The organism is Arthrobacter sp. HMSC08H08, assembly GCF_001807575.1.
In the GTDB taxonomy this organism is placed as follows: Bacteria; Actinomycetota; Actinomycetes; order Actinomycetales; family Micrococcaceae; genus Pseudoglutamicibacter; species Pseudoglutamicibacter albus.
Map to the genome: position 1 here is coordinate 159,445 of NZ_KV789376.1, position 26,153 is coordinate 185,597.

Sequence of the window (26,153 nt, forward strand, 5' to 3'; positions counted from 1 at the left end):
GTCACGACTAATCCAGTTCAGGACTAGTTCAGGTGAAGACTACTTCGCGTCCACGGCCTTCGCGATGGCAGCGATGTTGTCCTTCATCCATTCAACGAACGTTTTACCTTCCGGAATCGTCTCAGTGACATCAACCGTTGGCACGCCCGCCTTCTTAGCCGTTTCGTACAGCTTCTTGGTCTGCGGGTCAGCAGTCTGCGAATTGAAAGCGAACAGCTGAACTTTACCCTGCTTGAGTGAATCTTCGGCACGCTTAATCACCAGAGCAGGGATCTCCTGGCCTGCTTCCACCGCGGAGGAAAGCCCTTCTGGAGTCGCATCCTTCATGCCGAGCTCCTTCAACAGCGCCTCCGGAACTGGCTCCGTCATCATGAAGGACTTACCGTCAAGGGCCTTCTTAGCGGACTTGAACTCATCCGAGTCACTCAGGCCAGCGATCTCCTCGGCCAGCTTGCCGGCGTTGGCCTCATACGTCTTGGCGTTATCCGAATCAGCCTTGGCAAGCTCCTTACCGAGGTCGCCTACGAACTCCTCCATGTGATCCAAGTCGTACCACACGTGTTCGTTCTCCCCGCCGTGATCGTGGCTGTGGCCTTCATGACCGTGGTCGTGATCTCCATGGTCATGGTCGTGGCCTTCTTCGCCGTGATCATGATCGTGGTCATGATCCTTCTCATCATGGCCCTTCTCGCCGTGGTCATGGTCGCCGTGGTCATGGCTGCCGTGGTCATGGTCGTGATCACCGTGGTCATGGTCGCCGTGATCGTGGCTGTGGCCTTCGCCATCGAAGGATTTGATCAAGGTTGGGGCTTTGTCTCCCAGCTCTTCGATGATCTGTTCAGCGAAGTAGTCGTAGCCGCCGCCGTTAATGACCACGACGTCGGCCTTCTTGATCAGGAGCTTGTCTTTCGCGGTGGCTTCATATGAGTGAGGGTCTTGCGCCGCATTGCTGATGATGCTGGTGACTTCGCCGTGATTACCCGCGATGCTCGATGCGATATCGCCGTAGACGTTGGTGGTTGCGACGATGTTGAGCTGATCAGTGGAGTTTTCTTCCGTAGCCTTATCGCCGCCAGTTGCTGAGCAACCAGAGACGGCCAGGCCGAAACCGATAGCGGTAGCCAGGCCGAGCAGGCCCTTGACTTTAGCGCCTCGAGTGCGCGTTGGGGTTGCGAACGCCATGCGTAGAACCTTCCGTGTTAGCGCGATGGACACCACAAGGCCCCGCATCGCTATTGCAAACTATTCTCAGTAACAATAACGCACGGGGCCAGGGCCTAAGCAAACTGACAAAAGTGAGATGCCTTACTCACGCCGGAAACAACGGGTTCACGTGGCTTCGGCCGACGCTTCCGATTCTGTAGGCACATTCCGGCGGCGCTGTCCCTGTTGCTGGGTCGCATCGCGAATCTCACCAACAAGCGTCTCCAAAACGTCCTCGAAGAACAGAATCCCGGTGGTCTCCCCCGCCTCGTCCAGGACGCGCGCCACGTGAGAGCCTGTTCGCTGCATCACGGCTAACGCTTTCTCAACCTCCACATCGGCGCCCAGGTTGACCAGCGATCGAACGCGAGTGATCGGCATCGGACGGTGCGAATCCGCCAACGGGACCCCCATAACGTCCTTCAGGTGCAGATACCCCATCAAGTCGCCGTCCTCGTCGACCATCACGAAACGGGAAAAGCCCGTGCGGCCAACAGCACGCTCAAACTCCTCCGGAGTGATGTCCACATCGAGAGTCACAACCTCATCGATAGGTACTGCAAGGTCACGCACCACCTGATCGGAGAATTCGAAAGCCGAAGAGAGCAAGCCGGCCTCGTCATCCACCAGGCCAGTACGCGTGGATTCTTCAACGATCTGCTGGACCTCATCCACCGTAAAGGAGGAGGCAACCTCATCCTTGGGTTCAAGGCCCAGAGCCCGGACCGAGTGATTGGCGATCCAGTTCAAGGCGAGGACGATGGGGCGCAACGCTTTATCGATCAACATCAGCGGCGGCGCCAGAATCACAACAGCCTTATCAGCCATCGAAACCGAGAAGTTCTTAGGAACCATCTCACCGAGCGTCACGTGCAAGAACGTCACCACAATCAACGTGATAGCCAGCGCGATGATGGAGATCGCCGCATCCGGCACACCGATCGCATGCAACGGAATCTCAAAGAGGTGATGCACCGCAGGCTCGGCAACAATGAGGATCAGAAGCGAACACACCGTGATGCCAAGCTGGCACACCGAAAGCACGATCGTGACGTGTTCCATCGCCTGCAGAGCCGTCTTCGCACGCTTATTTCCGGCCTGAGCTTTCGGTTCGATCTGGGCGCGGCGAGCCGACATCACAGCGAACTCACTCGCGACAAAGAACGCGTTAGCCGCTAAGAGAACCACAAGCCATACAAGACCCCACCAGTCCATTACGCCTGCACCTCCTCAGCATCGGCCTGCTCATCCGTCTCCGAAGGCTCCGGCGCGGGAGAGAACTCGAGCCGATCCACCCGCCGTTTCTCCATGCGCGTCACCCGAAGCACGCCACCTGTAACGCCCAGCGTGTCGCCCACAACCGGCAGACGCCCCAGCGTCGACATCACAAAGCCGCCCACCGTCTCATACGCGTTACCTTCTGGAACCTTCAGCCGCGGAATCTGATCCGTTGCCTCATCCGGGCGCAACAAGCCAGGTAAGAACCAGCGGCCATCGGCAGTCTGCAGAACACCAGGAGACGTGCGGTCATGCTCATCGGCGACCTCACCGACAATCTCCTCAACCAAGTCCTCCAACGTGACCATGCCGGCGGTGCCGCCATACTCATCGACCACAACAGCGATCTGCAGCGGGGCCTCACGCAGCTCACCGATCAGGTCATCCAGCTGCACCGTCTCCGGAACCCGGATCACATCCTGCATGATCGTTCCGGCAACCAGCTCATCGCGGCGCTCACGCGGAACCGAAACAGCCTTCTTCACGTGCACCGCGCCCAGTACATCGTCAGCATCCTCACCGATCACCAAGAAACGGGAGAAACCAGTGCGGCGTGCAAGATCGATCAAGGCGGGCAATGGGACCTCGTCCTCGATCATCTCGACCTTGATGCGAGGCGTCATGACATCGGCTGCCGTACGTTCCGAAAAGGACAAGGTGCGTGCCAAGAACTTAGCGGTCTTGGCATCCATAGTCCCCTGCTGTGCAGAACGCGCAAGCAAACTCTGAAGCTCAGCAGGCGTACGGGCGCCAGAAAGTTCCTCTTTCGCCTCAATCCCGAACAGACCCAGAACCCAGTTCGAGAAACCGTTCAACCCCATCACCACGGGCTTGAAAACCGCAGTGAAAATCAGTTGGGGCCGGGCCAGCGCGCGGCCAATCCGATACGGGTCCGCGATCGCAATGTTCTTAGGGATCAGCTCACCCAAAATCATCGACAACAGAGTCGCAACCACCATCGCGACCACCAGCGATATAGCGCCCGCGGCAGCTTGAGGAACACCCCACCCCAGCAAAACTGGCCCCAACAACGCACTAAACGCGGGTTCAATGACATAGCCGGTCAGTAGCGTCGTAATCGTGATGCCCAGCTGAACCGCAGACAACTGAGTGGAAAGCGACTTCAACGCCTTATAAAGCGGGCGGGCTTTCGTATCGCCCTCGTCGATGGCCTTTTTAACAGAGGTCGAATCTAGTGCAACAAGCGAGAATTCAACAGCAACGAAGAACGCAGTCCCCAAGACCAAGAGGAGACCCAGAAGAAGCATGAGCCACGACATCAGATGTCGGCTCCGCACTCAGCGCAATAGAAGAAGTTGGCGCTGGGTAGAACATTAGCGTTATAGAAAAAACATCCGGAGCCCGGACTAGAAGGCTCCGATCGTTGAGCAGTGCCGGCCGCAGAGGCTCGCACACCCAGGTAATTCTTATACGTCATAGTGGCTCCACTATACAGGACAAGCCCCCCAGCAAACCGCGGGAAAACCCTCAGAATTAACTGAAAATCTGGCCGCGAAACATCCGCTACAACCAGTGGCGAAGATCAACTGCGCTAGCGCGCGGTGTTCGGTATGATGTTGAGTCGAATAATCACGCTCCTGAACTGTGCGCTCACAACACGTGTTCCCAGAGAGCACGGGCAAAAAGTCTCAGAAGCACCATCAAACACTCCGAGCCGAAACATCGGAAAGAGGCGTATCCCTAGTGTCTGACGTGTCTATCGACCAGCTCAAAGAGGAATTCGGGGGAAACGAGTGGCTCGTTGACGAGCTCTACCAAAAGTTTCTCTCTGACCCGTCGTCGGTCGATGAAAAGTGGCGTTCCCTCTTCGAACAGGTGAAACCCGAGAAGAACGAAAAGAACACCGCAGCGACTTCTACCAAGCAAGCGGCACCAGCCGCTAACAAGCCAGCCAAGAAGGAACCTGCGAAACCGGCTTCCACGTCAAAGAAGGCTAGCTCCGCCTCCAAGAAGGATGCCCCAGCCGCAACCCCGGCGCAGGCCTCCCCAGCAGTGCGCCCGTCGCGTCAGAAGAGCCAGTTGCCAGCTCAGCCGGCTAAGGAAGAATCTCCGAGCGAGCCAAGCGCAACCAAGGTTGAGCGTCTGCGCGGCCCAGCACGTGCGATCGCCAAGAACATGGACGAGTCCCTCAGCGTCCCAACCGCAACCACGGTCCGCGCTGTCCCGGCGAAGTTGCTGATCGACAACCGCATCGTGATCAACAACCATCTGCGCCGTGCACGCGGCGGTAAGGTGTCCTTCACCCACCTGATCGGTTACGCGATCTGCCGGGCACTCAAGCTCAACCCAGCGATGAACGTCAGCTATGACGAAGAAGACGGCAAGCCAGTCGCAGTCCACAACGCACAGGTGAACTTCGGTATCGCAATCGACCTGCCACGCCCTGACGGCTCCCGCCTGCTTGTGGTACCGAACATCAAGGGCGCTGAGAACATGACGTTCTCGACCTTCTGGGAAACCTACGAAGACATCGTCAAGCGCGGCCGCGAAGGCAAACTTACTGCCGAAGACTACGCCGGCACCACCGTCTCACTGACCAATCCAGGCGGGCTCGGGACCGTCCACTCCGTACCGCGCCTATCCAAGGGCCAGGCCACCATCATCGGTGTGGGCGCTCTCGACTACCCAGCCGAATACCGCGGCACCAGCGAAAAAGTCAAAGCACGCAATGCCGTGGGCAAGATCATCACCCTGACCTCGACCTATGACCACCGCGTCATCCAGGGTGCAGCATCCGGCGAGTTCCTGCGCGAGATTGAAAACCAGCTGCTCGCTGACGAGTTCTGGGATGAGATCTTCGAAGCTCTGCGCATCCCATACGTACCGGTTCGCTGGGCGGTTGACCACCAGGTTGATATTGACTTCCAAATCAACAAGGTGGCTCGCATCCAGCAGCTCATCGAGTCCTACCGCTCCTCTGGTCACCTCATCGCGGACACCAACCCGCTGACCTACCAGACGCGCTTCCACCCCGACCTCGATGTCCAGACCTACGGCCTGACTCTGTGGGACCTGGACCGCGAATGGGTCACCGGAGGCCTCGGTGGACACAACCGCCTCCCGCTACGCGACATCCTCGGTATTCTGCGTGACGCGTACTGCCGCACCACCGGCATCGAGTACATGCACATCCAGAACCCGGAAGAGCGCGAATGGTTCCAGTCCAAGCTTGAGCGCCCCTACGAGAAGCCGACCCGCGAAGAGCAGGTTCGTATCCTCGGCAAACTCAACCAGGCCGAAGCGTTCGAAACCTTCCTGCAGACCAAGTACATCGGTCAGAAGCGCTTCTCGCTTGAGGGTGGCGAATCGCTGATCCCACTGCTTGATGCGATCATCTCCGACGCCGCAGACGCCGGCCTCGACGAAGCCGCGATCGGCATGGCTCACCGTGGCCGCCTCAACGTACTCACCAACATCGCGGGCAAGACCTACGGTCAGGTCTTCCGCGAGTTCGAAGGCACCGTTGATGCCTCGACCGTCCAGGGGTCGGGTGACGTGAAGTACCACCTCGGCACCGAGGGTTCCTTCACCTCCGAATCCGGTAACACAACCAAGATCTACTTGGCCGCAAACCCGTCCCACCTTGAAGCAGTCGACCCGGTCCTGGAAGGCATCGTCCGCGCTAAGCAGGACATCATCGATCGCGGCCCAGACGGCTTCACGGTCCTGCCGATCCTCGTCCACGGCGATGCGGCAATGATCGGTCAGGGCGTAGTGTCTGAGACACTCAACCTCTCACAGCTACGCGGCTACCGTACCGGTGGCACGATCCACGTGGTTGTCAACAACCAGGTTGGTTTCACTACCCCACCAAGCTCGTCCCGCAGCTCGATCTACCCGACCGACTTCGCGAAAGCCATCCAGGCTCCTGTATTCCACGTCAACGGCGACGACCCAGAAGCGGTTGTGCACGCTGGCCGCTTAGCTTTCGAATACCGTGAGAAGTTCAACCGCGACGTCGTGATCGACCTGGTCTGCTACCGCCGCCGTGGCCACAACGAGGGCGATGACCCGTCGATGACCCAGCCGCTGATGTACAACCTGATTGACGGTAAGCGTTCGACCCGCAAGCTCTACACCGAAGCTCTCGTGGGCCGTGGCGACCTGACCCAGGAAGAAGCAGACGGGGCACTCAAGGAGTACCAGTCCCTTCTGGAGGCTGCGTTCTCTGAGACCCACAAGGCTCAGACAACTCCGATGCCAGCAATCGACGCGAACGGTGCCCTCGGTATGCCGAAGGCTCAGGCTGAAGACGCTGACGTCTCCGATCCACGTGCCGATAACACGGCGATCACCAAGGAGTTCGTCAAGGCTGTCGGGGATGCCCACACGGAGATCCCAGAGGCTTTCCACGTTCACCCGAAGCTCAAGACCTTGCTCGAGCGCCGCGCGGACATGTCTGTCAATGGCGGCATCGACTGGGGCTTCGCAGAACTCACCGCGTTCGCTTCCCTGACCGCCGAAGGCATCCCTGTGCGCCTCACCGGTCAGGATTCCCGCCGCGGCACCTTCGTTCAGCGTCACGCAGTCTTCCACGACCGCACCAACGATGACGAGTGGACGCCTCTGCACCAGGTGAGCGAGAACGCCGCGAAGTTCATGATCCATGACTCCTCGCTTTCGGAGTACGCGGTTCTCGGCTTCGAATACGGCTACTCGGTTGAACGCACTGAAGCACTCGTTTTGTGGGAAGCTCAGTTCGGTGACTTCGTCAACGGCGCCCAAACCATCATCGACGAGTTCGTCTCCTCCGGTGAACAGAAGTGGGGCCAGCGCTCCTCCGTCGTGATGCTGTTGCCTCACGGCTACGAAGGCCAGGGCCCAGACCACTCCTCGGCACGCATCGAGCGTTTCTTGCAGTTGTGCGCCGAAGACAATATGCGTGTGATCAACCCGACCACGGGTGCGAACTACTTCCACGCTCTGCGTCGACAGGCATACCTGCGCCCACGCAAGCCGATGGTCGTGTTCACGCCTAAGCAGCTGTTGCGTTTGAAGGCTGCAGCTCAGCCGGTCGAGGCGTTCACCGAACAGACGTTCCAGCCAGTGATCCCAGACAACGATGTCGAAGCATCGAAGGTCAAGCGCGTCATGTTGGTCTCTGGTCGCCTCTACTATGACCTGTTGGCACGCCGTAAGAAGGACAAGGACGAGACCACCGCGATCGTCCGCGTTGAGCAGCTCTACCCGTTGCCGCAAGAGCAGATCGCAGCTGAACTCGCGAAGTACCCGAACGCGGATGTCCGCTGGGTTCAGGACGAGCCAGAGAACCAGGGACCATGGCCGTTCATGGCTATCAACCTGGTGCCGGGCCTGGATCGCGAGGTCACCGTGGTGTCCCGCCCAGCTGCGGCAGCACCATCGACTGGTTCTTCCAAGGTTCACGCCCAGGAGAACTCGGACCTTCTGGACCGCGCGTTCAGCTAGAGCAACACCGGAGATACTGCGCATGTAACCGGCTTGGCGGGCCCGTCACTTACCTTGACAGGATGTGGCGGGCTCACCGCTCTAACACCAGCGCTTTAACGCCAGTGGTCTAACACCTCCGGTTGAGGCTCACTGTTTTCACAGCGCCGTTATACCTTGGTCCTGTATCGTGACTGCGTTAGCGCTCTATCGTGACTGCTTTAGAGAAAGCATCACCGTCTGGGCCGCTTTACTGCGGCTCCTGAGGGTTTTGTGATGCTCTTCTCCGCGCCGTTGCACGTTTGCAGCCGAGCACGCCGGTAGAGTGAACACGGCGGAGCACATAGTTTCGCTCTTTCCGTTGAAGTAGACGGAACATGAGACCCAGTCGAAAGGATGTTGGCGTGGATTCCCGAGCCATCCGTTTAGTCGCTGTTGGCGATGAGTTGCTGGCCGGCCACGGCGACCCCCGTGCTTTGGGGTGGTTTGGGCGTGTGCTTGCCAGCACGCCGTCTGAGTCAGCGCAGGTGACCCCTTTTGCTCTACCTGCGCCTGCCGAGACCACCGAGCAGCTTGCCGAGCGCTGGCTGGGTGAAGCGCAGCGCCGCTTCGATGATGATGGCGAAAACCGTTTGGTGCTGGCACTCTCCGATGCGGATGCAACCTACGGGGTGACCACGGCACGGTCTCGACTGAACTTGGCGAACATCTTGGATGCATCAACCCAACTGGGATTGAGCACGTTTGTGGTGGGCCCTCCCCCGCGGCTTGACCCTGACCACAACAAGGAGATCGCCCGGTTGTCTGCTGCGTTCGCTGACGTTACGACGCGCCGCAACCACTTCTATGTGGACACGTTCCGTCCGCTGGAGAAGCATGAACAGTACCGCGCGGATTTGACGTCTAATAACGGCGAGGTGGGCCAGCAGGGCCACGGTTTGATGGCGTGGCTTGTGATGCACCGCGGCTGGTTCACGTGGCTTGGTGTTCCCGAGCCGACCCGCTAACTTTCATACTCGCCCCCGAATCATGCGATAATGGACGGAATCGCCCTGTATCGCAGACGCAAACGCTCTGTGTCGCAGATGCAAGCACTATGTGCGCGGTACATGAGCGTCACGAAGTGTTCACAGATGTATGAGGTTGTAAGGAGGACGCGATGAGCAGCAAGCGTGCACGTAAGCGCAAGGATCGCCGCCGGAACAAGGCGAATCACGGTAAGCGCCCTAACACCTGATCGTGATTGATCATTAAACGCGTGTGGGTCTGCGTTCCACTTTTCGTGGATAATGCAGACCCACACGCGTTTATTGTTGGCGCTAGCTGTGAACGGCGCTACTGCCGTCTGCTACACCTATTCGCTAGGCGCTTTCTTGCATCGAACCTTCTTGCACCGGGTCCTTGATTTCTTCTAGCCGGTCCAAGATGCGCGTCTTGAGTTGCTCTGGGGCGGCGTCGTGGCAGCTGCGGCGCACGACGTTGCGTATGATGCATTCCAGGTCATAGACGCTACGGCATTCTTCACAGCCTTCGAGGTGGGCGCGCACTGCGTCAACGCCGTCGGCTTCCAGCACACCATCGAGGTATTCGTAGATGCGTTCAAGCCGGGCTTCAGTGCAACCACCGAGTTCGTTGCAGCCCTGAGTCATGATTGCTCCTTATCCGAGACCTTCTTGGTCGACTTCTTTCCGTTCTTTTTAGCCCCTGTAGTTGATTCGGTTCTGCCCACCGCATAGTCGCTGAGCATCTCTCGCAGCTGTCTGCGGCCCCGATGCAGCCGGGACATGATGGTGCCGATGGGCACACCGAGGATGTCAGCTGCTTCCTTATAGGGGAAACCTTCTACGTCCACGAAGTACACGGCGAGCCGGAACTCTTCCGGGATCTCCTGCAGAGCCCTCTTGACTTCTGAATCCGGTAACGAGTCGAGTGCTTGGGCTTCTGCAGAACGCAACGCTTGATCGCCGCGTTCGATCTGCGCACCTAGCTGCCAGTCCTCCACCTGGTCAGTTCCGGAGCGGATCGGTTCGCGTTGCCGCTTCCGGTACAGGTTGATGTAGGTGTTGGTGAGGATCCTATATAGCCAGGCACGCAAATTAGTTCCGGGCTTGTACTGGTGGAAGGAGGCATACGCTTTAGCGAACGCCTCCTGCACGAGGTCTTCAGCATCAGCCGGGTGCCGGGCCATACGCAAAGCAGCCGAATACAGCTGATCAACATATTTGAAGGCGTCGCGTTCAAAACGTTCACGACGCTCTTCAGTAGTCTCCTGGTCAGGATCCACCGGGCCCGAAGCCGACTGTATTGGCTCAGGCTGCGCCGTTGGCTCGGTTTGCTGTGTTTCTTCAGCGTGCGTGGAGTGGTGTTCCGAGGCGCCGGCTTGTGGGACATCGCCTGGTTGGATGTCTTCGGCTTCGTAGCTTTCGAGCGCTTCGTGGTTGTGTGTGCGTGCCATCCCGGCTAATGCTACTTGGTTTGCCGGAGTTCCAGCGTGAGCTGGCGCCGTTGTCGTCACTGCCTGTACTGGCAACGCCGGAGGGGATGTTTCTGGTGTTTCCATAGTTGAAACCATGTGCACTCCCCTTCCTTATGCCGTCGCTGGCACGAACACCGCCTTAGTTGTCAATGCACATAACGGAAACATGGTGCAAAGTATTCCCTAACGCTGTGTGGCGGCCTTATTGTTGCTGGGTTTGTGCGTGGATTATGTGCTTTGCGGGGTGTGCTCATGAAAAGATGGAGCACATATCTACCCTGCGGGTGGTGAGTGCACGTTGCATGCGTGCGCCGGCACCTGCGTATTGGAGGAAATATGAGCCTTGTACGCCGTGTGGCCCGCCCGTTGTTGGCGGCTCCGTTCATTACTGCTGGTGTGGCGCATCTTCGTGCACCGGAGCGCACCGGTAACGGCTTGCGTCCGCTTTTGGACAAGGTGTCAGATGTTGTGCCGCAGGCTCAGTCTGTAGCTGAGAAGCCTGAGCTGGCTGCCCGGGTTTTGGGTGGTATTCAGGTGGGTGCTGGCGCGTTGTTGGCGATGGGCCGTATGCCGCGTTTGGCTTCGGCTTTGATCGTTGCGGCTCAGTCAGCCACGTTGTTGGCTGACGGTGTTCCACAGCATAAGGATGGTTCGCGTGCCCTGGCTGTGACCACGCAACTGGGCCTGACAGGTGGCGCGCTATTGGCTGTGGTTGATACTGATGGCAAGCCGTCACTCGCCTACCGCACACAGAAGGCATCGAAGAAGGCTTCGAAGAAGGCGCGGAAGCAGGCTAAGAAGGCTGCTGACGCGGCTGGTTTGTCGTCCTAATCATGGGGTGTCCCCTCGGCTGGCGGTTGCTGGTTGAGGGGACGCTTTTTATTTGAAGGGTTTTATTTGGCTTCCATGCACTCGACGTTGTGGCTGGCTCCCGCTAAGGATGGCCCGCTGGATGCTGTTGTTGAGATCCCGGGTTCTAAGTCTCTAACGAACCGTCACCTGGTTCTGGCGGCGTTGGCTGATGCGCCAACGCGTGTGGTGGGGGCTTTGCGCTCACGTGACACCGATTTGATGGTTGAGGCGCTCTCAGCGTTGGGTGTCGGTTTTGAGTGGGTGGATTCTTCAACGTTGTTGGTCACGCCTCTGGGTGAGGAGGCGTTGCAGGAGCGGTCCCCGGTTTCGATTGATTGTGGGCTTGCAGGTACGGTGATGCGTTTTGTGCCGTATGTGGCGGCGTTGTTGCGTAGGCCAGTGACGTTTGATGGGGATGCGGCTGCTCGTGTACGCCCGATGGATGCTGTGATCGCGGGTTTGCGTGCCCTTGGCGCGGATGTCGCGGGTGGTGAGGATGATTTCCTTCCGTTCACGGTGACCGGCTCTGACCGGGTTGCCGGTGGCGAGATTTCCTTGGACGCATCGGGTTCGAGCCAGTTTGTATCGGGCCCGTTGTTGGTGGGTGCGCGTTTGCCGCGTGGTTTGGTGGTGCGGCATGCCGGTGGCGCGGTGCCCTCGCCGCAGCATGTTGAGATGACGGTTGAGACTCTGCGTGCTGCCGGCGTGGATGCTTCGGTGGGTGCTGACGGTGTTTCGTGGTCGGTGGCTGCTGGCTCGATCACGCCGGGTGATGTTGTGGTGGAGCCTGATTTATCGAATGCTGGCCCGTTTTTGGCGGCGGCGTTGGTGTGTGGTGGCCGGGTTGCGATTCCGCGCTGGCCTGCGTCGACTACACAGATTGGCGCTGAGTGGGAGAGGCTTTTACCGCGTTTTGGGGCACGCGTGCACCGGGAGCCGGATGCGTTTGGGACTGAACAGTTGGTGGTGACTGGCGGGGAGAGGATTTCTGGGGTTGAGGCCGATGGCCTAGCTGAGTTGGCGCCGACGGCTGCGGCTTTGTGTGCGCTGGCTGATGGGCCGAGCAGGTTGGGTGGTATTGCTCATTTGCGTGGGCATGAGACGGACCGTTTGGCTGCGTTAGCGACGGAGCTTTCGAAGGTGGGTTCGCCGACTGTGGAGACCGAGGATGGGTTGGTGATCAGCCCTACAGGCGAGCTGCGGCCCACCGTGTTTGGCTCGTATGAGGACCACCGGATGGCTACCGCGGGCGCGATCATCGGCTTGGCCGTTGATGGCCTCAAGGTCGAAAACATCGAGACCACTTCGAAGACGATGCCCGACTTCCCTGGAATGTGGTCTGACATGCTCTCACAGAAGGCTATCGACTTCCCCGGCACCGAGGACCCCTCAGCCGGCCAAGCGTCAGTTGACACCCAGGGCGGTGGGCAGTGATGGCGCGGCGCGAATGGTCTGAGGAGGACGTCCGCATCCGTCCGAATAAGCGTGGAACCAGGCCGCGGACCAAGGACCGGCCGGCACATGCTGATGCGGTGTTGGCGATGGTCGTGGGCGTTGATCGCGGCCGCTACCGTTGCGTGCTCTTAGATGAGCCCGGCGCAGGTGCTAGTGGGTCCGGGTCGAAGAAGGCCCAGCGTGCGCGCCAGAAGCAAGTTCAGGCTGAGGGTGGGCGCCGCATCGTCGTGACGGCGATGCGTGCTCGTGAGTTGCGTAGGCAGGCGATCGTGGTGGGCGATCGTGTGCGGCTCGTAGGGGATGTCTCTGGCCGTGAAGGTTCGTTGGCGCGTTTAGTCCGTGTTGAGGAACGGTCCTCGTTGCTGCGGCGTAGCGCGGATGATTCTGATCAGGTTGAGCGCGTGATTGTCGCCAACGCTGATCAGCTGGTGATCGTGGTGGCGGCGGCGAATCCGGAACCGCGGACGGGTTTCATTGATCGAGCGTTGGTCGCGGCCTCGGATGCGGGGATCGATGCCGCGTTGGTGATCACCAAGACGGATCTTGCTGACCCGTCGCTGCTGGTTGAAACGTATGAGGGGCTGGGCGTTCAGGTTGTGACGTCGGGTTCGGCCGAACACCCAGACGACGTCGCCTCGCGGCCCCTGGATGCGGCGGCACAGCAGCGGCTGCGTGAGTTGTTGGATGGTCGGCTGTCTGCCTTGATTGGGCATTCGGGTGTGGGCAAGTCCACGCTCATCAACGCCCTGACCGATGCTGAGCGTGAGACGGGGGCTACGAACGCTGTGACGGGCCGCGGCCGTCACACATCTTCGTCCGCTGTTGCGGCTCATTTGAGTGGCGGTGATCCGGGCTCATGGATCGTGGACACGCCTGGGATCCGATCTTTCGGGATGGGGCATGTGGATGATGAGAACATCCTCAACGCGTTCACTGACCTTGTGCCCGCGACGGCAGACTGCCCGCGCGGGTGCACGCATGCGGCTGATGAGCCGGAGTGCGCGCTGGATGCGTGGGTTGCCGAGGGGAAGGCCGGTCCGAGCGGCCACGCCCGTTTGGCTTCGTTGCGTCGCTTACTCGCGTCTCGTCAAGGGGATGTCAACGATGAGGACCTCAAGACGTTGGGTGGCTAGGGTATGAATATGACCCACACAACCGATAACCCCTCCCTATCTGGTGGTTCTGCCTCGCATAACACAGCTGCCTTGCCTGACGCCGCTACCCTAGCTGATGATCTTGCGTTGGCGCATGAGCTTGCCGATGCCGTGGATGCTTTGACGATGGAACGTTTCGGCGCCGCTGATCTGTATGTTGAGACCAAGCCTGACGCGACGCCTGTCACGGAGGCAGATCGACAGGCTGAGCAGCTGATCCGCGAGCGGCTCTCCCAGGCGCGTCCGGGGGACGCGGTGTTCGGTGAGGAGTTCGGTTCCACGGGGGATTCGAACCGGGTGTGGATTATTGACCCGATCGATGGCACCAAGAACTTTATGCGCGGTGTTCCGGTGTGGGCCACGCTGATCGCGTTGGTTGAGGACGGCGAGGTTGTGGTGGGCCTTGTTTCGGCCCCGGCGTTGGGCCGCCGCTGGTGGGCTTCTGTAGGCGGCGGCGCGTTCACGGGTGCTTCGCTGGATGAGGCTCGCCGCATCGGGGTTTCAGGTGTTACGAAGCTTGAGGATTCTTCGTTTTCGTATTCTTCGCTCACGGGTTGGAAGGCCCGCGGGTGGCTTGATGGCGTGCTGGCTATCAGCGATACCGTGTGGCGTACGCGTGCTTACGGTGATTTCTTCTCGTATTGCTTGGTCGCTGAGGGGGCCGTGGACTTCGCGGCCGAGCCAGAGCTGAATCTATATGACATGGCCGCGCTCGTGCCGATTGTGCGTGAGGCTGGTGGTGTCTTCACTTCCTTACAGGGCGAGGATGGCCCGTGGGGTGGTAACGCGATCGCCTCGAATGGATTGTTGCATGATGCGGCGTTGGACGTGTTGGGAACCCGCGGGGTGGAGCGCACCCCTACTCCCCTGCCGAACCATCAGCACAGCGCTGAATAACGGTTCTCCGAGTTCTCTTCTGACCTGCCGTCCCTTGTGCCACGCAGTTCTTGCCCCACCGTGCCTTGTGCCCCGGTTCCGTCTCTGACTTTCTTCCAGACCCCATCTTCCCAGATAAGCGTTCCCACGTAAGCGTTCCTAGTTACATGAGCTCTCCCCGTCGCGTTACTACTGCTGCATGGCCGATCTATATGGCCGTGTTCTTCGGTGGCGCGTTGGGTGCGGCTGTGCGTGAGTCCCTAGTTTTGTTTGGCGAGGCAGCGCAGTGGCCTGAGAACCTGATGATTCTTGTAGTGAATTGCGTGGCCTCACTGTTTCTGGGGTGGGCTACCGGCATGTGGGATCGCGGCCGCGGCATCGGCGGGAACTCGGCGGCCTTGAGGTGGCGTTCCTTCATTAGCCCGGGTTTTGTGGGCGGTTTCGGTTCGGTGTCCGCGGTGACGCTGCTCGCCTCGGATATCGTGGGCGATCTCGGTGTGCTCTCGCTTCACGTCGGCGCGGCCCTCGTGTGCGCTGGTATCGGTTTCTGGCTTGCCAGGTTCTGGAAGCCTCGCGGCTCTTATATGCGGCCAGAACTGTGGACTTCTGGTGGTGATGACCGGTGAGTGCGTGGTTGACCATTCTGACCGTGAGCGTGGCTGGCGGGCTGGGTTCTGTGGCTAGGGTGTGGTTTATTCGCCAGGAAGAGCAGGCGCGGGCAGACGGGAGGATCACTTCGAAGTTCCCATGGGGGATGTCAATTGCCAACACGCTGTCGTGTTTCATTTTTGGCGTGTTCACGGGTGGGTTCGCGGATCAAGCGTGGGCTGTGCCTGTTTTGGCGGGGTTCTGCGGCGGGTTCTCCACGATCGCATCCGTTGCGACCACCGCTATTTCCTCGGCACGTGAGAGAGCATGGCTGAGGAGTTTTGCGATTCTTGCCGCGATCCTTTGTCTGGCTGTTCCGGCGGCGTATCTCGGCCTAGTGATCGGTAAGGCTGCCTTCCTGTAAGCGCACCGTACGTGTTTGCTTGATGCATATAGCGCGAGGGCGGGAACGTGTCTGGAACACGTTCCCGCCCTCGCGTATTGAGCCGTGGCTAGCAGGCGTAGAGCCTAGTCGATGCGCAGTTCGCCCATCTTGTCCCAGCCTTCGCCTTCGACTTGCCGGGAGACGATGTCTGGGGTTTCAACCAGGAATGGCTTCATGGATTCCAGGCCTTTCGCGAAGTGTTCGGAGTTCACGTGGGCCTCGCCTGCATCGTCCTTGAACGCTTCAACGAGCAGGAACACGGTTGGGTCCTGCGGGGCCCGGTACCACTCGAACCAGAGATTGCCTGGCTCGCTGCGGGTTGCCTGGGTGAACTCCGCGACGGCGTCGAGGAAGTCTTCGGCTTTCTCGGGCTTCACTTTGTATTTCACGTTGATCAGGATCATGGTCCCTATGCTTTCATGCCAGGCTCGGCTTGGCCAGGGTTCGCAGTGTCACCGGCCGCATTGGCGCCGGCGGCCTGCACGATCGGCACTGCCTGGGTTGGGGCTTCCATGTGGCGGAAGCCGGCGAGTTCCTTCTCACCTGGTGCTGGCGTGAGCAGGGAAACCACTACCGCGAGCACGAGGCAGGTCAGGAAGCCTGGGACGATCTCGTAGAGCGGCTCGGAGAGTGCTCCGCCGAAGGTGGAGAGGGTTTCGCTCTTGCTCCAGACGAACGCGACGGTCGCGCCGCCAACAATGCCGGCCATCGCACCCCAGTTGGTGAGGCGCTTCCAGTAGAGGCTGAGCACCACGACTGGGCCGAATGCGGAGCCGAAGCCTGCCCACGCGAATGCGACGAGGCCGAGCACGGTCGCGTTTTCTTCCAGCGCAAGCACTGCCGCGATGATCGCGACGATCAGGACTGCGAGGCGACCCAGCCACAGCTTCGTGGTCTTGGACATGCCTGGCTTGAACACCAGCGCGAGGTCCTCAACGAGTGCAGAGGAGGTCACGACCAGCTGGGAGGAAATGGTCGACATGATCGCTGCGAGAACAGCTGCGAGTACGAAACCTGCCAAAAGTGACGGCATGAGGTTGTGCGCGAGGTCGAGGACCACGGTCTCAGCGCTCTTGGTGTCGGTGAGCTGCTTGTCTTGGTTGAGGTTGAAGTAGGCGATACCGGCCATCGAGGTCACGATGACGCCGATCACGGAGAGCACCATCCAGCCGACACCGATCGCGGCACCCCAGCGGGCGTCGCGGGAGGAGCGTAGCGCCATGAAGCGGATGATGATGTGCGGCTGGCCGAAGTAGCCAAGCCCCCACGCGGCGGCGGAGACTGCACCGACGATAGTCCCGCCCTTCATGAGGGAGCCGAAGTCTGGGTTGACGCTCAGCACGCCGTCGATGACCTGCTGTGGGCCGCCAACGGAGATCACGGCAAGCACTGGGACGACGAAGAGGGCCGCGAGCATGATGAGGCCCTGAACCGTGTCGGTGTAGGTTGCGCCGAGGAAGCCGCCGAACATCGTGTAGGCGAGCGTGATGCCTGCGACGAGCAACATACCGGTCAGGTAGCTGCCGTTGAACGCGGACTGGAAGAACTTACCGCCAGCGGTCATACCGGAGGATACGTAGAAGGTGAAGAACACTAGGATCACGATGCCGGAGACGATGCGCAGGATGCGGGACTTATCGCCGAGGCGGTTTTCGAAGTAGCTCGGGATGGTGATGGAGTCGTTGGTGACTTCGGTGAAACGGCGCAGGCGTGGCGCGACGAAGATCCAGTTGAGTGCCGCACCAATGGTGAGGCCGATCGCCATCCACGCCTGGAACATACCCATCATGTAGAGGGCACCAGGCAAGCCCATCATGAGCCAGCCGGACATGTCTGATGCGCCGGCGCTCAGTGCTGCGGTGAAGGGGTGTAGGCGGCGGCCGCCGAGCATGTAGTCGTCGCCGTCGTCGGTTTTCTTGAAGGCGTAGTAGCCGATCAAGAGCATCGCTATGAAGTAGATGATGACGGCGATGAGTTTGTATGAGCCGTCAGGACCCAATCCGAATAAGTCCATGTGTTCCTCCGGTTTATCCTCTCGTCATGCTTGATGCATCGGGTTTTATTCCGTTGGTGACTGGACAGACGCGTCATCGTTTCCTGACAACCGTCCAACAGCCTTTGACAATATTTCCAATGTTCAGTTCTCAGCGTCCGCACTTGAGGAAGCACTTGTGCTGAGGCCAATGAGCCACCTTACAGTCATTGCGTTAATGATGCACGCTCATCGGCAGTATTTGATCCTGACATTCCTCAACCGTTGAGAGATACACTTCAGTTTTAATGCATCTTGCTATCAACTGATCTTGTTTATTGGATCTTCAAACCCTGCTTTAGATAGGTCTCACCTTCCTGAATATTTTTCGTGATATATGTCATACCACTGCCATTCTGGGCACTTTCGAGGGTTGCCCCCGCGTTGCGATATGTCTTAACCCTCGGAAACTTGTACAAGTCAGAATTGTGTCATCAACGCTTAGGAGTTTCCGCTCTTCATACCCATGATTTCTTTATGAAGAAAACTGGATCAGTGGCAGCATTTCCGCTTGCGTAGCATTCTCCCTTGTACTGGGCTTATCCGCTTGCAGCGCTGAGAGCAAACAAGGGCACTCCCCCGACACTCCATCTCCAGAAAACTCGGCCACTGAAACTTCAGCTTAGGATGACCCCTTCTATAGTGATTCCTCGGAGAATCCAGCTTCTGACTTTAACGACCCCTTTGCGACCTATTCATTCGAGAACTCCGGTTCGGATTCTGTAGACGATTCTGCTGATCTACTGCAAGAGGACGACAACAGGGTCGAAACTCACAACGTCGGAGACGTAATCAAATCGCCGTCAGCCGACATCACCGTCGTGGCCGACTGCTACCTCGCAGGCGTCTCCACCAGATGGCTGGATAAACTCGTCAAAACCCTCGGCATTGACTCCCTGTCGAAGTCGCAGGTTTCACGCATGGCCACCGAGCTCGACGAGCACGTAGACCAGTTCCGTCACGAACCCCTTGATGAGGCCGGTCCCTTCACCTTCGTTGCTGCTGATGCGCTATCCATTAAGGTCCGTGAGGGCGGACGGGTGATCAACGCGGTCGCCCTCATCGCCACCGGTGTTAATGCTGACGGCCGTAGGAAAGTCCTCGGCCTACGGGCCCAACCAGTAAGACTGGGGCAGCGCGGACCAGCTTCTTAGCCGACCTCGTCGCGCGCGGCCTGACCGGTGTGCGTTTAGTGACTTCTGATGCTCACCCGGGCCTGGTCGAGGCGGTCGCGGCAAACCCGCCTGGAGCTTCGTGGCAGCGGTGCCGCACGCATTACGCGGCGAACCTCATGAGTGTGTGCCCCAAGAGCTACTGGCCGGCAGTCAAAGCGATGCTGCACTCGGTCTACGAGCAGCCCGAGGAGGCCAGTGTTCATGCCCAGTTCGACCGGCTCTTGGACTACGTTAGCGACAAGCTGTCTGCTGCTCATGATCATCTGGATGCCGCACGTGCCAGTTATCCTTGCCTTCACTGGATTTCCAATCGCGGTGTGGGCCCAGATCTGGTCCAACAACCCCAACGAACGCCTCAACCGTGAGATCCGGCGTCGTACCGATTCGGTGGGGATCTTCCCCAACCGCGATGCGATCATTCGCCTTGTCGGCGCAGTCCTTGCAGAGCAGACTGATGAATGGGCCGAAGGCCGACGCTACCTCAGCCTCGATTTCCTCACCCGAAGCCGCTTCCAAGCCGTAGATAATTCCAGGATCGAAGTCAGCGACGAATACACACACACGAACTCAGCGCTGACCACCCCCTGCGTGTGCTCGTCTCGAAGACCGCTGGTCTGATCAGCGCTGGTCTGTTTACGGTCCTGCTGATGGGGCTTCCCCTGCTGGCCGGCATGGCTGCGAACCCGTGGGTTGCAACTGCCGAGGCGTTCTACAGGTCTGGCGCGCTGGTTTTCGGGGGTGGGCATGTGGTGCTGCCGATGCTGCAGGGAGAGCCCGCAATTGCCGAGGCGGTAAGCCAAGATCAGTACCTTGCTGGCTATGGGGCGGCGCAGGCAGTTCCCGGTCCGCTGTTCACATTCGTGGCATTTTTGGGGTTCAACATGGAAGCCGGGGCCTAGGCGTGGCTCAGCTCCGCACTTGCGCTGATTGCTGTTTTCCTCCCCGGAGTGCTGCTGGTGGTCGCCGCGCTGCCGTTCTGGGCTGCGGTACAGACAAGCCCGCTGGCCCGCTCTAGTGTCGCGGGGGCGAACGCCGCTGTTGTCGGGATCCTCGCAGGCGCTCCCATCACCCCGGTTGTCACTTCAGCTATTACGGGGCTCGCTCCCCTGCTGATTGCACTGGCTTGTTTGGCACTGCTCATGCTGGCTAAGTGGCCGGCGTGGGCTGTTGTTGCTGATCGGCGCAGTGACAGGGCTCGCAGCACACCTCATTGGGGCGTAGGTGGGCGGCTTTCGAACGGTTGTGTCAGTGCTGCTGAATACACTTTCTTCGAACAGCGAGAGGAGCACGGCATGAACACGATAACTGTCGAACTGTCCGATGAAGACGCAGCCCTTGTTCGCAAGCATGCCGACTTTGAAGGCGTCACGATTTCTGACTTCGCCCGGTCAGCGATCTTGGATAAAATCGAAGACTCCTGCGACCTACAAGAACTCCGCGAAGCAATTGCCGAGGAAGGGAACAATGACTGCACTCACGACTGAGCGGCTGATACTTCGCCCGCCCCAGGATGGAGATGAAGACGCCGTCTTCACTATCCATTCGGACCCAAGGACCTACCAGCATCGCCCTGAACTGGCGATGAAGAATCGCGAAGAAGCCTCCGAGCTGCTGGCCGCATGGCAGCGCAACTGGTCAGAGGACGGAATCGGCTACTTTGTCGTCACCCGCGATTCAGCCGACATCATCGGCTTCACCGGCCTGCGCTTCTCAGAAGAACAGGGCGAACAGGTGCTCAACCTCTACTACCGTTTTGCGCCCGAATCCCAAGGAAAGGGATACGCGGCCGAGGCCGCGGCCGCCGCCAGCGACTGGGCACGGCAGATGCACCCCGAGCGTCCAATTGTGGCGATCATCGATCCAAGCAACGCCCCGTCTGCCAAGCTGGCTGAAAAGCTCGGTCTACACTTGGAAACTGCAGACCATGAACAAGGCCACCTGTACCGGCTTTGAGCACAACCCCTTGCAGGGCTTAGGCGTACTGGAACGCTGGCCGACGGCTGTTGAATAGCGCCAAATAAAAAGTCTCGGGACACCGCATAAGCGATGTCCCGAGACTTATCAGAGTGGAGGCGGCGAGAATCGAACTCGCGTCCGATGTGGTGTTGCCAGGACTTCTCCGGGCGCAGCACTGATTCAGGGCTTCTCAGTCCCAGAGACCATCACCAGTGCAAGTGGTCTGTGGTTACCCTGTGGACTCAGCCGCTAGAAGTTGTCGCGAGCACGCTCACGGCAAGCGTGCTCACCAGTGGCTATCTAGCTGACGTCAGAAAACCGGGGCGATAGCAGCCCCGGGCTGACGGACTCGGTCACTGCAATTAGGCAGCGAGAGCGAAGTCAGTGCGCTTAGATTCGGCACTTATTGTTTTGCAGAGAACGTTAACGAGATGACTCTACATTCTCGGCCCGCTTCCCCTGTCGCGACTCACATCGTCGAAACCAAGTCGCCCCCATATTCAATTACCCCACCCACACAACCAACTACACGCAAATGATCACGCACATGCCGGTGGTTCCGGTGGGCTGAACATTGCACTCACCGCGATGAGTGCAGGAATCTATACTACACGATGCTTCGCTACGCGACACCCGCGCGGCGGTTCCGTGCACGCAACGCGCGCAGCGCCTCACGGTTGTCCTGCTTCTCCTTCAAGGCGTGGCGTTTATCCCACTCCTTCTTACCGCGCACCAAAGCGATCTCTAACTTGGCGCGGCCCTCCTTGAAATACAGGCTCAGCGGCACAATCGTCAGTCCCGCCTCATCCACGCGGCGCTCGAGCTTGACAAGCTCCTTACGATGCAACAACAACTTCCTGCGCCGCCTCGCAGCATGATTAGTCCAGGAACCATTCAAGTACTCCGGGATATAGAGCAACTCAGCCCACAACTCACCCCGGTAAAAGGTGCAGAAACCCTCCGCGAGAGACGCCTTCCCCTCACGCAAAGACTTCACCTCAGTACCCGTCAAAACCATCCCGGCTTCATAGGTATCCAGGATCTCGTAATCATGCCGCGCCTTACGGTTGGTCGCGACCACGTGATTACGTTGATCTTTAGTCTTCTTCTTATTCGCCATGATTGATCAAGCTTAGCGAATCCCGCACCCCACCGCTGACACGGCGGTGCTCCCCGGCCAATCGCTCACCCCACAAGCCGGGGCGTAGCTAGCCTGCTACCAGAGCAAGCCGGCTGGGTTGCGGTGCTGGCCATCGACCACCGTCTCAAAGTGCAAGTGGCAGCCCGTCGAGTTACCCGTGGTTCCAACGTAGCCGATCACCTGGCCCTGCTTGACCTGCTGCCCCACCCGAACCGCTGTGCGGGTCATGTGGTTGTAGTTGGTCGTCAACGCATGCCCGCGCACGATGTTGTGGTCAACAGACACGGTGATGCCGTGGCTGCCGTTCCAGCCTTCCTGCATGACGCGGCCGGAAGCCGAAGCAACAATTGGCGAGCCGCACGCTGAACCCCAGTCGATACCTGCGTGCAGGTAGCCTCCCAAGCCGCCATAATCAATGGTCCCGGCAGGGGTTGGCCGCCATCCGAAACCTGAGGTGATCGGTCCACTCGCAGGCACTATGAGGCCCCAGGTTCCCTTCGAAACGGTCTTGGACGGCTTCGTGTTAGTTGTAGCAACCGTCGCCTTCTTTTGCGCGGCTTGAGCCTTAGCGCGCAACGCGGCAGCGTTCTTAGCCCGGCGCCGCTCTGCAGCAGCTGCCTCACGCTTAGCCCTCTCAGCGGCCTCTCGCGCCTTCCGGGCCCGCTCCTCCGCTTCACGCTTCAAACGTTCCTGGCGTTCCTTGATCGCTTGGTTGATCTTCTGCTGTTCAGCCTTCTGATCTTCAAGCTGCTGATGCGCTTTGGACTTCGCGTCCTCAAGTTCGCTCTGCGCGCTCTCCGTATCAGCCAGCAACTTCTCCAGATCAGCCTTCGCCGCATCGGCGGCTTCACGCGCCTGTGTCTGACGCACGAGTGCGGCATCAGCTTGCTTCTTCAAACCAGCGATCTCATCTTCAACAGCACTCAAACGGGCGGTAGCGTTACGCTGCTCCGCGCCGCGGCCCAGAAGTTCGTTGAGTTCACGGTTCTGGGCCCGAGCCAAACGCGAGGAAACCTCAACCGAGTTCGCCCACTTATTCAAATCATTGCCGCGCACCAACAACCCAAAATCGGAGCCTTCAAGCCCACCGGACTGATACGCGCGCGCCGCTAGCTGGCCGGTGAGCTTACGCTGTTCATCGGTCATGGCCTTGGTCTTCTCCTGGGCCTCAACCATTTCCGCACGGGATTTCTCCGCGGCCGCTAAACGCCCCTGGAGCTGCTGGACTTCCGAACGGGCAGCGGATTCGGCCGCCTCAGCGTCCTGCACCGCCTGCTCAGCCGAAGGAAGCCTGTCCTGGAACTTCCGCAGCTTCTCCCCGTTCTTCTGCAGCATCGCATTGACACTCTCGAGGTCCTTCTCGGTGCCTGCGATCTGTTTCTCGATGCGGTCCTTATGGTCATCAAGCTTGTCAGCGTTAGCCGGCACAATACCCAGCGATACTGTCAGGCCGGCCACCACACCAGCCGAAATCACCGCGGCGAGCTTGCCGCGGCCAGTCAGAGAAGCATCATGTTTCATAAGAGCTAACGTCCTTCCATAAAATGCCCCACTCGGAGAAGACATTCACCTTGTACGCAACGGCGCCAACAGAACTGGTTTCTGCGTGCACCCGAACTAGACCTTCAAATAACGGCGCAGCGTTATAAGCGAACTCAAGCCGGCCAATACAACACCAATCAGAATCAACAGTGGCGCAAGCCAGAGCATCACGGAGGCGTCAATGAACGCGATCGTCGGATTAGCCACGGCCAACCGGTCCTGGATCACAAACTGGACAACCGCCCACAGAACACCCGACGCCAAGAGGCCACCGAGCGCTGCCGCGATCATGCCTTCAAGCACAAACGGCAACTGAATCAGCGTCTTCGAGGCACCCACCAGGCGCATAATCCCGGTCTCACGGCGGCGCGTGAAGGCCGAGAGACGAATGGTTGTGGCGATCAGCAGCACCGCAGTCACGATCATCACGATCGCAATCACGATCGCCACGATCGATGCCCCATTCATCAAAGAGAACACGCGTTCAAGGATCTGGCGTTGATCAGCAACCGAATCCACGCCGGCAACCGTGGAGAACCTCTCGTTGATGACCTCGTACTTCTCAGGGTCCGTCAATTTGATCCGGTACGAACTCGGTAGCTGATCCGCTGTCACGTTCTCTGCCAGCGCGGTGCCATCGTATTGCTCCCTGAAGTGCTTGAGAGCCTCGTCTTGAGACTCGAAATAGAACTCATCAACATACGGCTTCATGTCCGGCGACTTCAGGATCTCTTCGATGCTTTCCTTCTGAGCATCCGTCACCGAGGCAACATTGCCATCGCCATCCACCACGCAGTTACGCGAATCGGAAGAGGAGTTACACAGGTATACCGCTACCTGCACTTTGTCGTACCAGTAGCCCTTCATCTTCGAGACCTGGGACTGCAACAAAATCGCAGACCCCACAAACGTCAACGAAACCAAGGTCACCAGAACAACCGAGACGATCATCGTCACGTTGCGACGAAGACCAGAGAAAATCTCACCGAGAACGAAAGACAACCTCACAGCTCGTCCTCCTCAGAATCAAACGGCGCGAACGCCTGCGATGCTTGAGACGGGATCGCAGGCACGTCATCGCCCTTCGCGTGGTACACGCCGCCGTGCTCGTCGCGGATCACTTCCCCATTGGATAGCTCAATCACGCGCTTACGCATACGGTTGACGATCTCGTCATCGTGGGTAGCCATCACCACTGTGGTGCCGTTCTGGTTGATCTTGTCCAAAATATCCACGATGCCGCGGCTGGTTTCCGGGTCGAGGTTACCCGTGGGCTCATCAGCCAGAAGGATCGCAGGGCGGTTCACCACGGCGCGTGCAATCGCTACACGCTGCTGTTCACCACCCGAAAGCTCATGCGGCAGACGGCTCCCCTTGCCTTCAAGGCCCACCATCTTCAAGACCTCAGGGACCGTCTGGCGGATCATGGCGCGGGAACGGCCAATCACCTGCATCGCGAACGCGACATTCTGAAACACCGTCTTATTCGGCAACAGCCTGAAGTCCTGGAACACCACGCCAATATTGCGGCGTAGCTTAGGCACCTTCCACTGTGGGAGGCGATCAACATTGACACCAGCAACGTGAACAGACCCGCGGGTTGTGCGCTCTTCACGCATCACCAAACGGATAAACGTCGATTTACCGGAACCCGATGCGCCCACCAGAAACGCGAAATCGCCACGATCGATCTCCAGATCGACATCACGCAACGCCGGGTTATCAGGCGCGTCATAGACCTTAGTCACATGGTCAAAACGAATCATTAAAGGCTCGCAACCGGAACCGGCCGTCGGCGCACGGCCCTCATGGTCCGGCGATGGGTCGGGGAAGCTCACGCCGAGTTTCAATCATAGATCCAAACTGTAACCATTTTGTGACCCACTCAGGCGTGTTGAGCTAGAACCTAGCTCACTCATACCAGAAATACAGCTTTGATGTGACCCGTCAGAACTTCACTGCACTGTTAGAGCTTCACCGCATTTCCAAAACTTCAGCGTGCCTCTAGAACTTCACCGCGCGTTGCTTGCCGGGTTCAGCGGCTGGCGCCTGGGTCATCGTCATCTTGTTGAAGTCGGGTCGTGCATTCTCACGCACACACGTCGCGATCGCCTTGACCGCGGGCTTCGGCGCAGTCGTGACCACGCGAATCAACTGTTCCCGGCCTTCGTATTCTGGTTCTTCAACCGTGCCAAGGCCTCGCCATGCCAGATGCCCACGCAACGCGTCAGCGACCTGTGCGCCACGGGTCTTCTCTCGCACGCCCGGCTGCACGGCTTTCAGCGGGAAGCGCACCACAATATAGAACTGCTCAGACTCCGGGATTTCCCGGTAACCGTCTTCGGCGCACTGCTGCGCGAACGCCGCCAGTAGCCGCTCTCCCTCTTCAGGCTCCACACTGTCCTGAACGATCGGGGTGTCCGATTCAAAACCGACCTTGCCTGCGTTCACCACAAACTGGCCTGTTTCTTCATCCCACCAGGCCTCACGGAACAGCTGCGGTCCGGACTCTGGAATGTTATAAGCGCGAATGATCGGCATGATTCTCCTCGT

Annotated in this window: 24 protein-coding genes, 1 other RNA gene and 2 pseudogenes; 13 read left to right on the forward strand and 14 right to left on the reverse strand. The window is 59.1% G+C overall.

The window, feature by feature from the left end:
* Window positions 1–39: 39 nt before the first annotated feature.
* The 3 genes from HMPREF3175_RS02040 to HMPREF3175_RS02050 all read right to left on the reverse strand — a co-directional run bounded on the left by HMPREF3175_RS02040 (window position 40) and on the right by HMPREF3175_RS02050 (window position 3,761).
* Window positions 40–1,182, reverse strand: coding sequence for a metal ABC transporter solute-binding protein, Zn/Mn family (locus HMPREF3175_RS02040; RefSeq protein WP_176745110.1), 1,143 nt, complete (start codon window positions 1,180–1,182; stop codon window positions 40–42).
* 147 nt (window positions 1,183–1,329) lie between these two features.
* Complete coding sequence (locus tag HMPREF3175_RS02045) at window positions 1,330–2,418, reverse strand: hemolysin family protein (protein ID WP_070490442.1); 1,089 nt, start codon at window positions 2,416–2,418, stop codon at window positions 1,330–1,332.
* Window positions 2,418–3,761, reverse strand: coding sequence for a hemolysin family protein (locus HMPREF3175_RS02050; RefSeq protein ID WP_070490444.1), 1,344 nt, complete (start codon window positions 3,759–3,761; stop codon window positions 2,418–2,420). The genes HMPREF3175_RS02045 and HMPREF3175_RS02050 overlap by 1 nt, the downstream gene beginning before the upstream one ends.
* 424 nt (window positions 3,762–4,185) lie before the next feature.
* Between HMPREF3175_RS02050 and HMPREF3175_RS02055 the strand changes: the two genes are divergently transcribed.
* From HMPREF3175_RS02055 to HMPREF3175_RS10605, 3 genes are all read left to right on the forward strand, one after another.
* A complete protein-coding gene (locus HMPREF3175_RS02055) occupies window positions 4,186–7,929 on the forward strand; it encodes a multifunctional oxoglutarate decarboxylase/oxoglutarate dehydrogenase thiamine pyrophosphate-binding subunit/dihydrolipoyllysine-residue succinyltransferase subunit (protein ID WP_070490446.1) in 3,744 nt (1,247 codons plus the stop codon).
* A gap of 383 nt (window positions 7,930–8,312) precedes the next feature.
* On the forward strand, window positions 8,313–8,915 hold the full coding sequence (locus HMPREF3175_RS02060) for a GDSL-type esterase/lipase family protein (RefSeq protein ID WP_176744689.1): 603 nt from the start codon (window positions 8,313–8,315) through the stop codon (window positions 8,913–8,915).
* Window positions 8,916–9,067: 152 nt separating this feature from the next.
* Window positions 9,068–9,145, forward strand: a complete 78-nt coding sequence (locus tag HMPREF3175_RS10605; RefSeq protein WP_370977432.1) for a 50S ribosomal protein bL37 — start codon at window positions 9,068–9,070, stop codon at window positions 9,143–9,145.
* Between the two features lie 124 nt (window positions 9,146–9,269).
* Here the strand turns inward: HMPREF3175_RS10605 and rsrA are convergent, their stop codons facing one another.
* Window positions 9,270–9,557: a mycothiol system anti-sigma-R factor gene (gene rsrA, locus HMPREF3175_RS02065; RefSeq protein ID WP_035754558.1), complete on the reverse strand. Its 288-nt coding sequence runs from the start codon at window positions 9,555–9,557 to the stop codon at window positions 9,270–9,272.
* Complete coding sequence (locus HMPREF3175_RS02070) at window positions 9,554–10,363, reverse strand: sigma-70 family RNA polymerase sigma factor (protein ID WP_083289358.1); 810 nt, start codon at window positions 10,361–10,363, stop codon at window positions 9,554–9,556. The genes rsrA and HMPREF3175_RS02070 overlap by 4 nt, the downstream gene beginning before the upstream one ends.
* Before the next feature lie 357 nt (window positions 10,364–10,720).
* Here HMPREF3175_RS02070 and HMPREF3175_RS02075 point away from each other — a divergent pair, with 357 nt between their 5' ends.
* The 4 genes from HMPREF3175_RS02075 to hisN all read left to right on the forward strand — a co-directional run bounded on the left by HMPREF3175_RS02075 (window position 10,721) and on the right by hisN (window position 14,742).
* Window positions 10,721–11,215, forward strand: a complete 495-nt coding sequence (locus HMPREF3175_RS02075; protein ID WP_035754556.1) for a DoxX family protein — start codon at window positions 10,721–10,723, stop codon at window positions 11,213–11,215.
* 75 nt (window positions 11,216–11,290) lie between these two features.
* The gene (aroA, locus tag HMPREF3175_RS02080) at window positions 11,291–12,670 is read left to right on the forward strand and encodes a 3-phosphoshikimate 1-carboxyvinyltransferase (protein ID WP_070490447.1); all 1,380 of its coding nucleotides are present in this window, start codon (window positions 11,291–11,293) and stop codon (window positions 12,668–12,670) included.
* Window positions 12,670–13,824, forward strand: coding sequence for a ribosome small subunit-dependent GTPase A (gene rsgA / locus HMPREF3175_RS02085; protein WP_070490449.1), 1,155 nt, complete (start codon window positions 12,670–12,672; stop codon window positions 13,822–13,824). Before aroA ends, rsgA begins: the two co-directional genes overlap by 1 nt.
* 9 nt (window positions 13,825–13,833) lie before the next feature.
* Complete coding sequence (gene hisN / locus HMPREF3175_RS02090; RefSeq protein ID WP_083289350.1) at window positions 13,834–14,742, forward strand: histidinol-phosphatase; 909 nt, start codon at window positions 13,834–13,836, stop codon at window positions 14,740–14,742.
* Here the strand turns inward: hisN and HMPREF3175_RS10245 are convergent.
* The gene (locus tag HMPREF3175_RS10245; RefSeq protein WP_176745111.1) at window positions 14,724–14,870 is read right to left on the reverse strand and encodes a hypothetical protein; all 147 of its coding nucleotides are present in this window, start codon (window positions 14,868–14,870) and stop codon (window positions 14,724–14,726) included. The two genes, hisN and HMPREF3175_RS10245, sit on opposite strands and share 19 nt — an antisense overlap.
* Window positions 14,871–14,888: 18 nt before the next feature.
* Between HMPREF3175_RS10245 and HMPREF3175_RS02095 the strand changes: the two genes are divergently transcribed.
* On the forward strand, window positions 14,889–15,347 hold the full coding sequence (locus HMPREF3175_RS02095) for a fluoride efflux transporter FluC (RefSeq protein WP_141742440.1): 459 nt from the start codon (window positions 14,889–14,891) through the stop codon (window positions 15,345–15,347).
* Window positions 15,344–15,733 carry a CrcB family protein gene (locus tag HMPREF3175_RS02100; protein WP_070490452.1) on the forward strand — a complete coding sequence of 130 codons (390 nt, stop codon included), beginning with the start codon at window positions 15,344–15,346 and terminating at the stop codon, window positions 15,731–15,733. The genes HMPREF3175_RS02095 and HMPREF3175_RS02100 overlap by 4 nt, the downstream gene beginning before the upstream one ends.
* A gap of 104 nt (window positions 15,734–15,837) precedes the next feature.
* Here the strand turns inward: HMPREF3175_RS02100 and HMPREF3175_RS02105 are convergent, their stop codons facing one another.
* Window positions 15,838–16,158, reverse strand: a complete 321-nt coding sequence (locus HMPREF3175_RS02105; protein ID WP_035754549.1) for a putative quinol monooxygenase — start codon at window positions 16,156–16,158, stop codon at window positions 15,838–15,840.
* Between the two features lie 5 nt (window positions 16,159–16,163).
* A complete protein-coding gene (putP, locus tag HMPREF3175_RS02110) occupies window positions 16,164–17,768 on the reverse strand; it encodes a sodium/proline symporter PutP (RefSeq protein ID WP_070490454.1) in 1,605 nt (534 codons plus the stop codon).
* A gap of 812 nt (window positions 17,769–18,580) precedes the next feature.
* Here putP and HMPREF3175_RS02115 point away from each other — a divergent pair.
* The 4 genes and pseudogenes from HMPREF3175_RS02115 to HMPREF3175_RS02130 all read left to right on the forward strand — a co-directional run.
* A pseudogene (locus tag HMPREF3175_RS02115) lies at window positions 18,581–19,579 on the forward strand (IS256 family transposase); the annotation flags it as partial.
* Between the two features lie 140 nt (window positions 19,580–19,719).
* Window positions 19,720–20,073: pseudogene (locus HMPREF3175_RS10425) on the forward strand (chromate transporter); the annotation flags it as partial.
* A gap of 180 nt (window positions 20,074–20,253) precedes the next feature.
* The gene (gene relB / locus HMPREF3175_RS10430) at window positions 20,254–20,445 is read left to right on the forward strand and encodes a type II toxin-antitoxin system RelB family antitoxin (protein WP_035754725.1); all 192 of its coding nucleotides are present in this window, start codon (window positions 20,254–20,256) and stop codon (window positions 20,443–20,445) included.
* Window positions 20,426–20,914 (forward strand): GNAT family N-acetyltransferase, encoded by a 489-nt coding sequence (locus tag HMPREF3175_RS02130; RefSeq protein WP_035754547.1) that lies wholly within the window; start codon window positions 20,426–20,428, stop codon window positions 20,912–20,914. The genes relB and HMPREF3175_RS02130 overlap by 20 nt, the downstream gene beginning before the upstream one ends.
* A gap of 111 nt (window positions 20,915–21,025) precedes the next feature.
* Here HMPREF3175_RS02130 and ssrA read toward each other — a convergent pair.
* The 6 genes from ssrA to HMPREF3175_RS02160 form a co-directional block, all read right to left on the reverse strand.
* Window positions 21,026–21,413, reverse strand: a transfer-messenger RNA (tmRNA) gene (ssrA, locus tag HMPREF3175_RS02135).
* A 126-nt stretch (window positions 21,414–21,539) separates the two neighbouring features.
* Entirely contained in the window at window positions 21,540–22,037 is a 498-nt protein-coding gene (gene smpB / locus HMPREF3175_RS02140; RefSeq protein ID WP_035754546.1) for an SsrA-binding protein SmpB, read from the reverse strand.
* Window positions 22,038–22,133: 96 nt separating this feature from the next.
* A complete protein-coding gene (locus HMPREF3175_RS02145; RefSeq protein ID WP_070490457.1) occupies window positions 22,134–23,579 on the reverse strand; it encodes a M23 family metallopeptidase in 1,446 nt (481 codons plus the stop codon).
* Between the two features lie 96 nt (window positions 23,580–23,675).
* Window positions 23,676–24,608 carry a permease-like cell division protein FtsX gene (ftsX, locus tag HMPREF3175_RS02150; protein WP_035754542.1) on the reverse strand — a complete coding sequence of 311 codons (933 nt, stop codon included), beginning with the start codon at window positions 24,606–24,608 and terminating at the stop codon, window positions 23,676–23,678.
* Window positions 24,605–25,366: a cell division ATP-binding protein FtsE gene (gene ftsE / locus HMPREF3175_RS02155; RefSeq protein ID WP_070490585.1), complete on the reverse strand. Its 762-nt coding sequence runs from the start codon at window positions 25,364–25,366 to the stop codon at window positions 24,605–24,607. Before ftsE ends, ftsX begins: the two co-directional genes overlap by 4 nt.
* A 238-nt stretch (window positions 25,367–25,604) precedes the next feature.
* Complete coding sequence (locus HMPREF3175_RS02160; protein WP_070490459.1) at window positions 25,605–26,141, reverse strand: hypothetical protein; 537 nt, start codon at window positions 26,139–26,141, stop codon at window positions 25,605–25,607.
* Window positions 26,142–26,153 lie beyond the last annotated feature (12 nt).

Coding starts and splice junctions, on each gene's coding strand:
- HMPREF3175_RS02040 (WP_176745110.1), bottom strand. CDS start 1,182: ATGGCGTTCGCAACCCCAACGCGCACTCGAGGCGCTAAAGTCAAGGGC.
- HMPREF3175_RS02045 (WP_070490442.1), bottom strand. CDS start 2,418: ATGGACTGGTGGGGTCTTGTATGGCTTGTGGTTCTCTTAGCGGCTAAC.
- HMPREF3175_RS02050 (WP_070490444.1), bottom strand. CDS start 3,761: ATGTCGTGGCTCATGCTTCTTCTGGGTCTCCTCTTGGTCTTGGGGACT.
- HMPREF3175_RS10605 (WP_370977432.1), top strand. CDS start 9,068: ATGAGCAGCAAGCGTGCACGTAAGCGCAAGGATCGCCGCCGGAACAAG.
- rsrA (WP_035754558.1), bottom strand. CDS start 9,557: ATGACTCAGGGCTGCAACGAACTCGGTGGTTGCACTGAAGCCCGGCTT.
- HMPREF3175_RS02070 (WP_083289358.1), bottom strand. CDS start 10,363: ATGGCACGCACACACAACCACGAAGCGCTCGAAAGCTACGAAGCCGAA.
- HMPREF3175_RS02075 (WP_035754556.1), top strand. CDS start 10,721: ATGAGCCTTGTACGCCGTGTGGCCCGCCCGTTGTTGGCGGCTCCGTTC.
- aroA (WP_070490447.1), top strand. CDS start 11,291: ATGCACTCGACGTTGTGGCTGGCTCCCGCTAAGGATGGCCCGCTGGAT.
- rsgA (WP_070490449.1), top strand. CDS start 12,670: ATGGCGCGGCGCGAATGGTCTGAGGAGGACGTCCGCATCCGTCCGAAT.
- hisN (WP_083289350.1), top strand. CDS start 13,834: ATGACCCACACAACCGATAACCCCTCCCTATCTGGTGGTTCTGCCTCG.
- HMPREF3175_RS02095 (WP_141742440.1), top strand. CDS start 14,889: ATGAGCTCTCCCCGTCGCGTTACTACTGCTGCATGGCCGATCTATATG.
- HMPREF3175_RS02105 (WP_035754549.1), bottom strand. CDS start 16,158: ATGATCCTGATCAACGTGAAATACAAAGTGAAGCCCGAGAAAGCCGAA.
- putP (WP_070490454.1), bottom strand. CDS start 17,768: ATGGACTTATTCGGATTGGGTCCTGACGGCTCATACAAACTCATCGCC.
- relB (WP_035754725.1), top strand. CDS start 20,254: ATGAACACGATAACTGTCGAACTGTCCGATGAAGACGCAGCCCTTGTT.
- HMPREF3175_RS02130 (WP_035754547.1), top strand. CDS start 20,426: ATGACTGCACTCACGACTGAGCGGCTGATACTTCGCCCGCCCCAGGAT.
- smpB (WP_035754546.1), bottom strand. CDS start 22,037: ATGGCGAATAAGAAGAAGACTAAAGATCAACGTAATCACGTGGTCGCG.
- HMPREF3175_RS02145 (WP_070490457.1), bottom strand. CDS start 23,579: ATGAAACATGATGCTTCTCTGACTGGCCGCGGCAAGCTCGCCGCGGTG.
- ftsE (WP_070490585.1), bottom strand. CDS start 25,366: ATGATTCGTTTTGACCATGTGACTAAGGTCTATGACGCGCCTGATAAC.
- HMPREF3175_RS02160 (WP_070490459.1), bottom strand. CDS start 26,141: ATGCCGATCATTCGCGCTTATAACATTCCAGAGTCCGGACCGCAGCTG.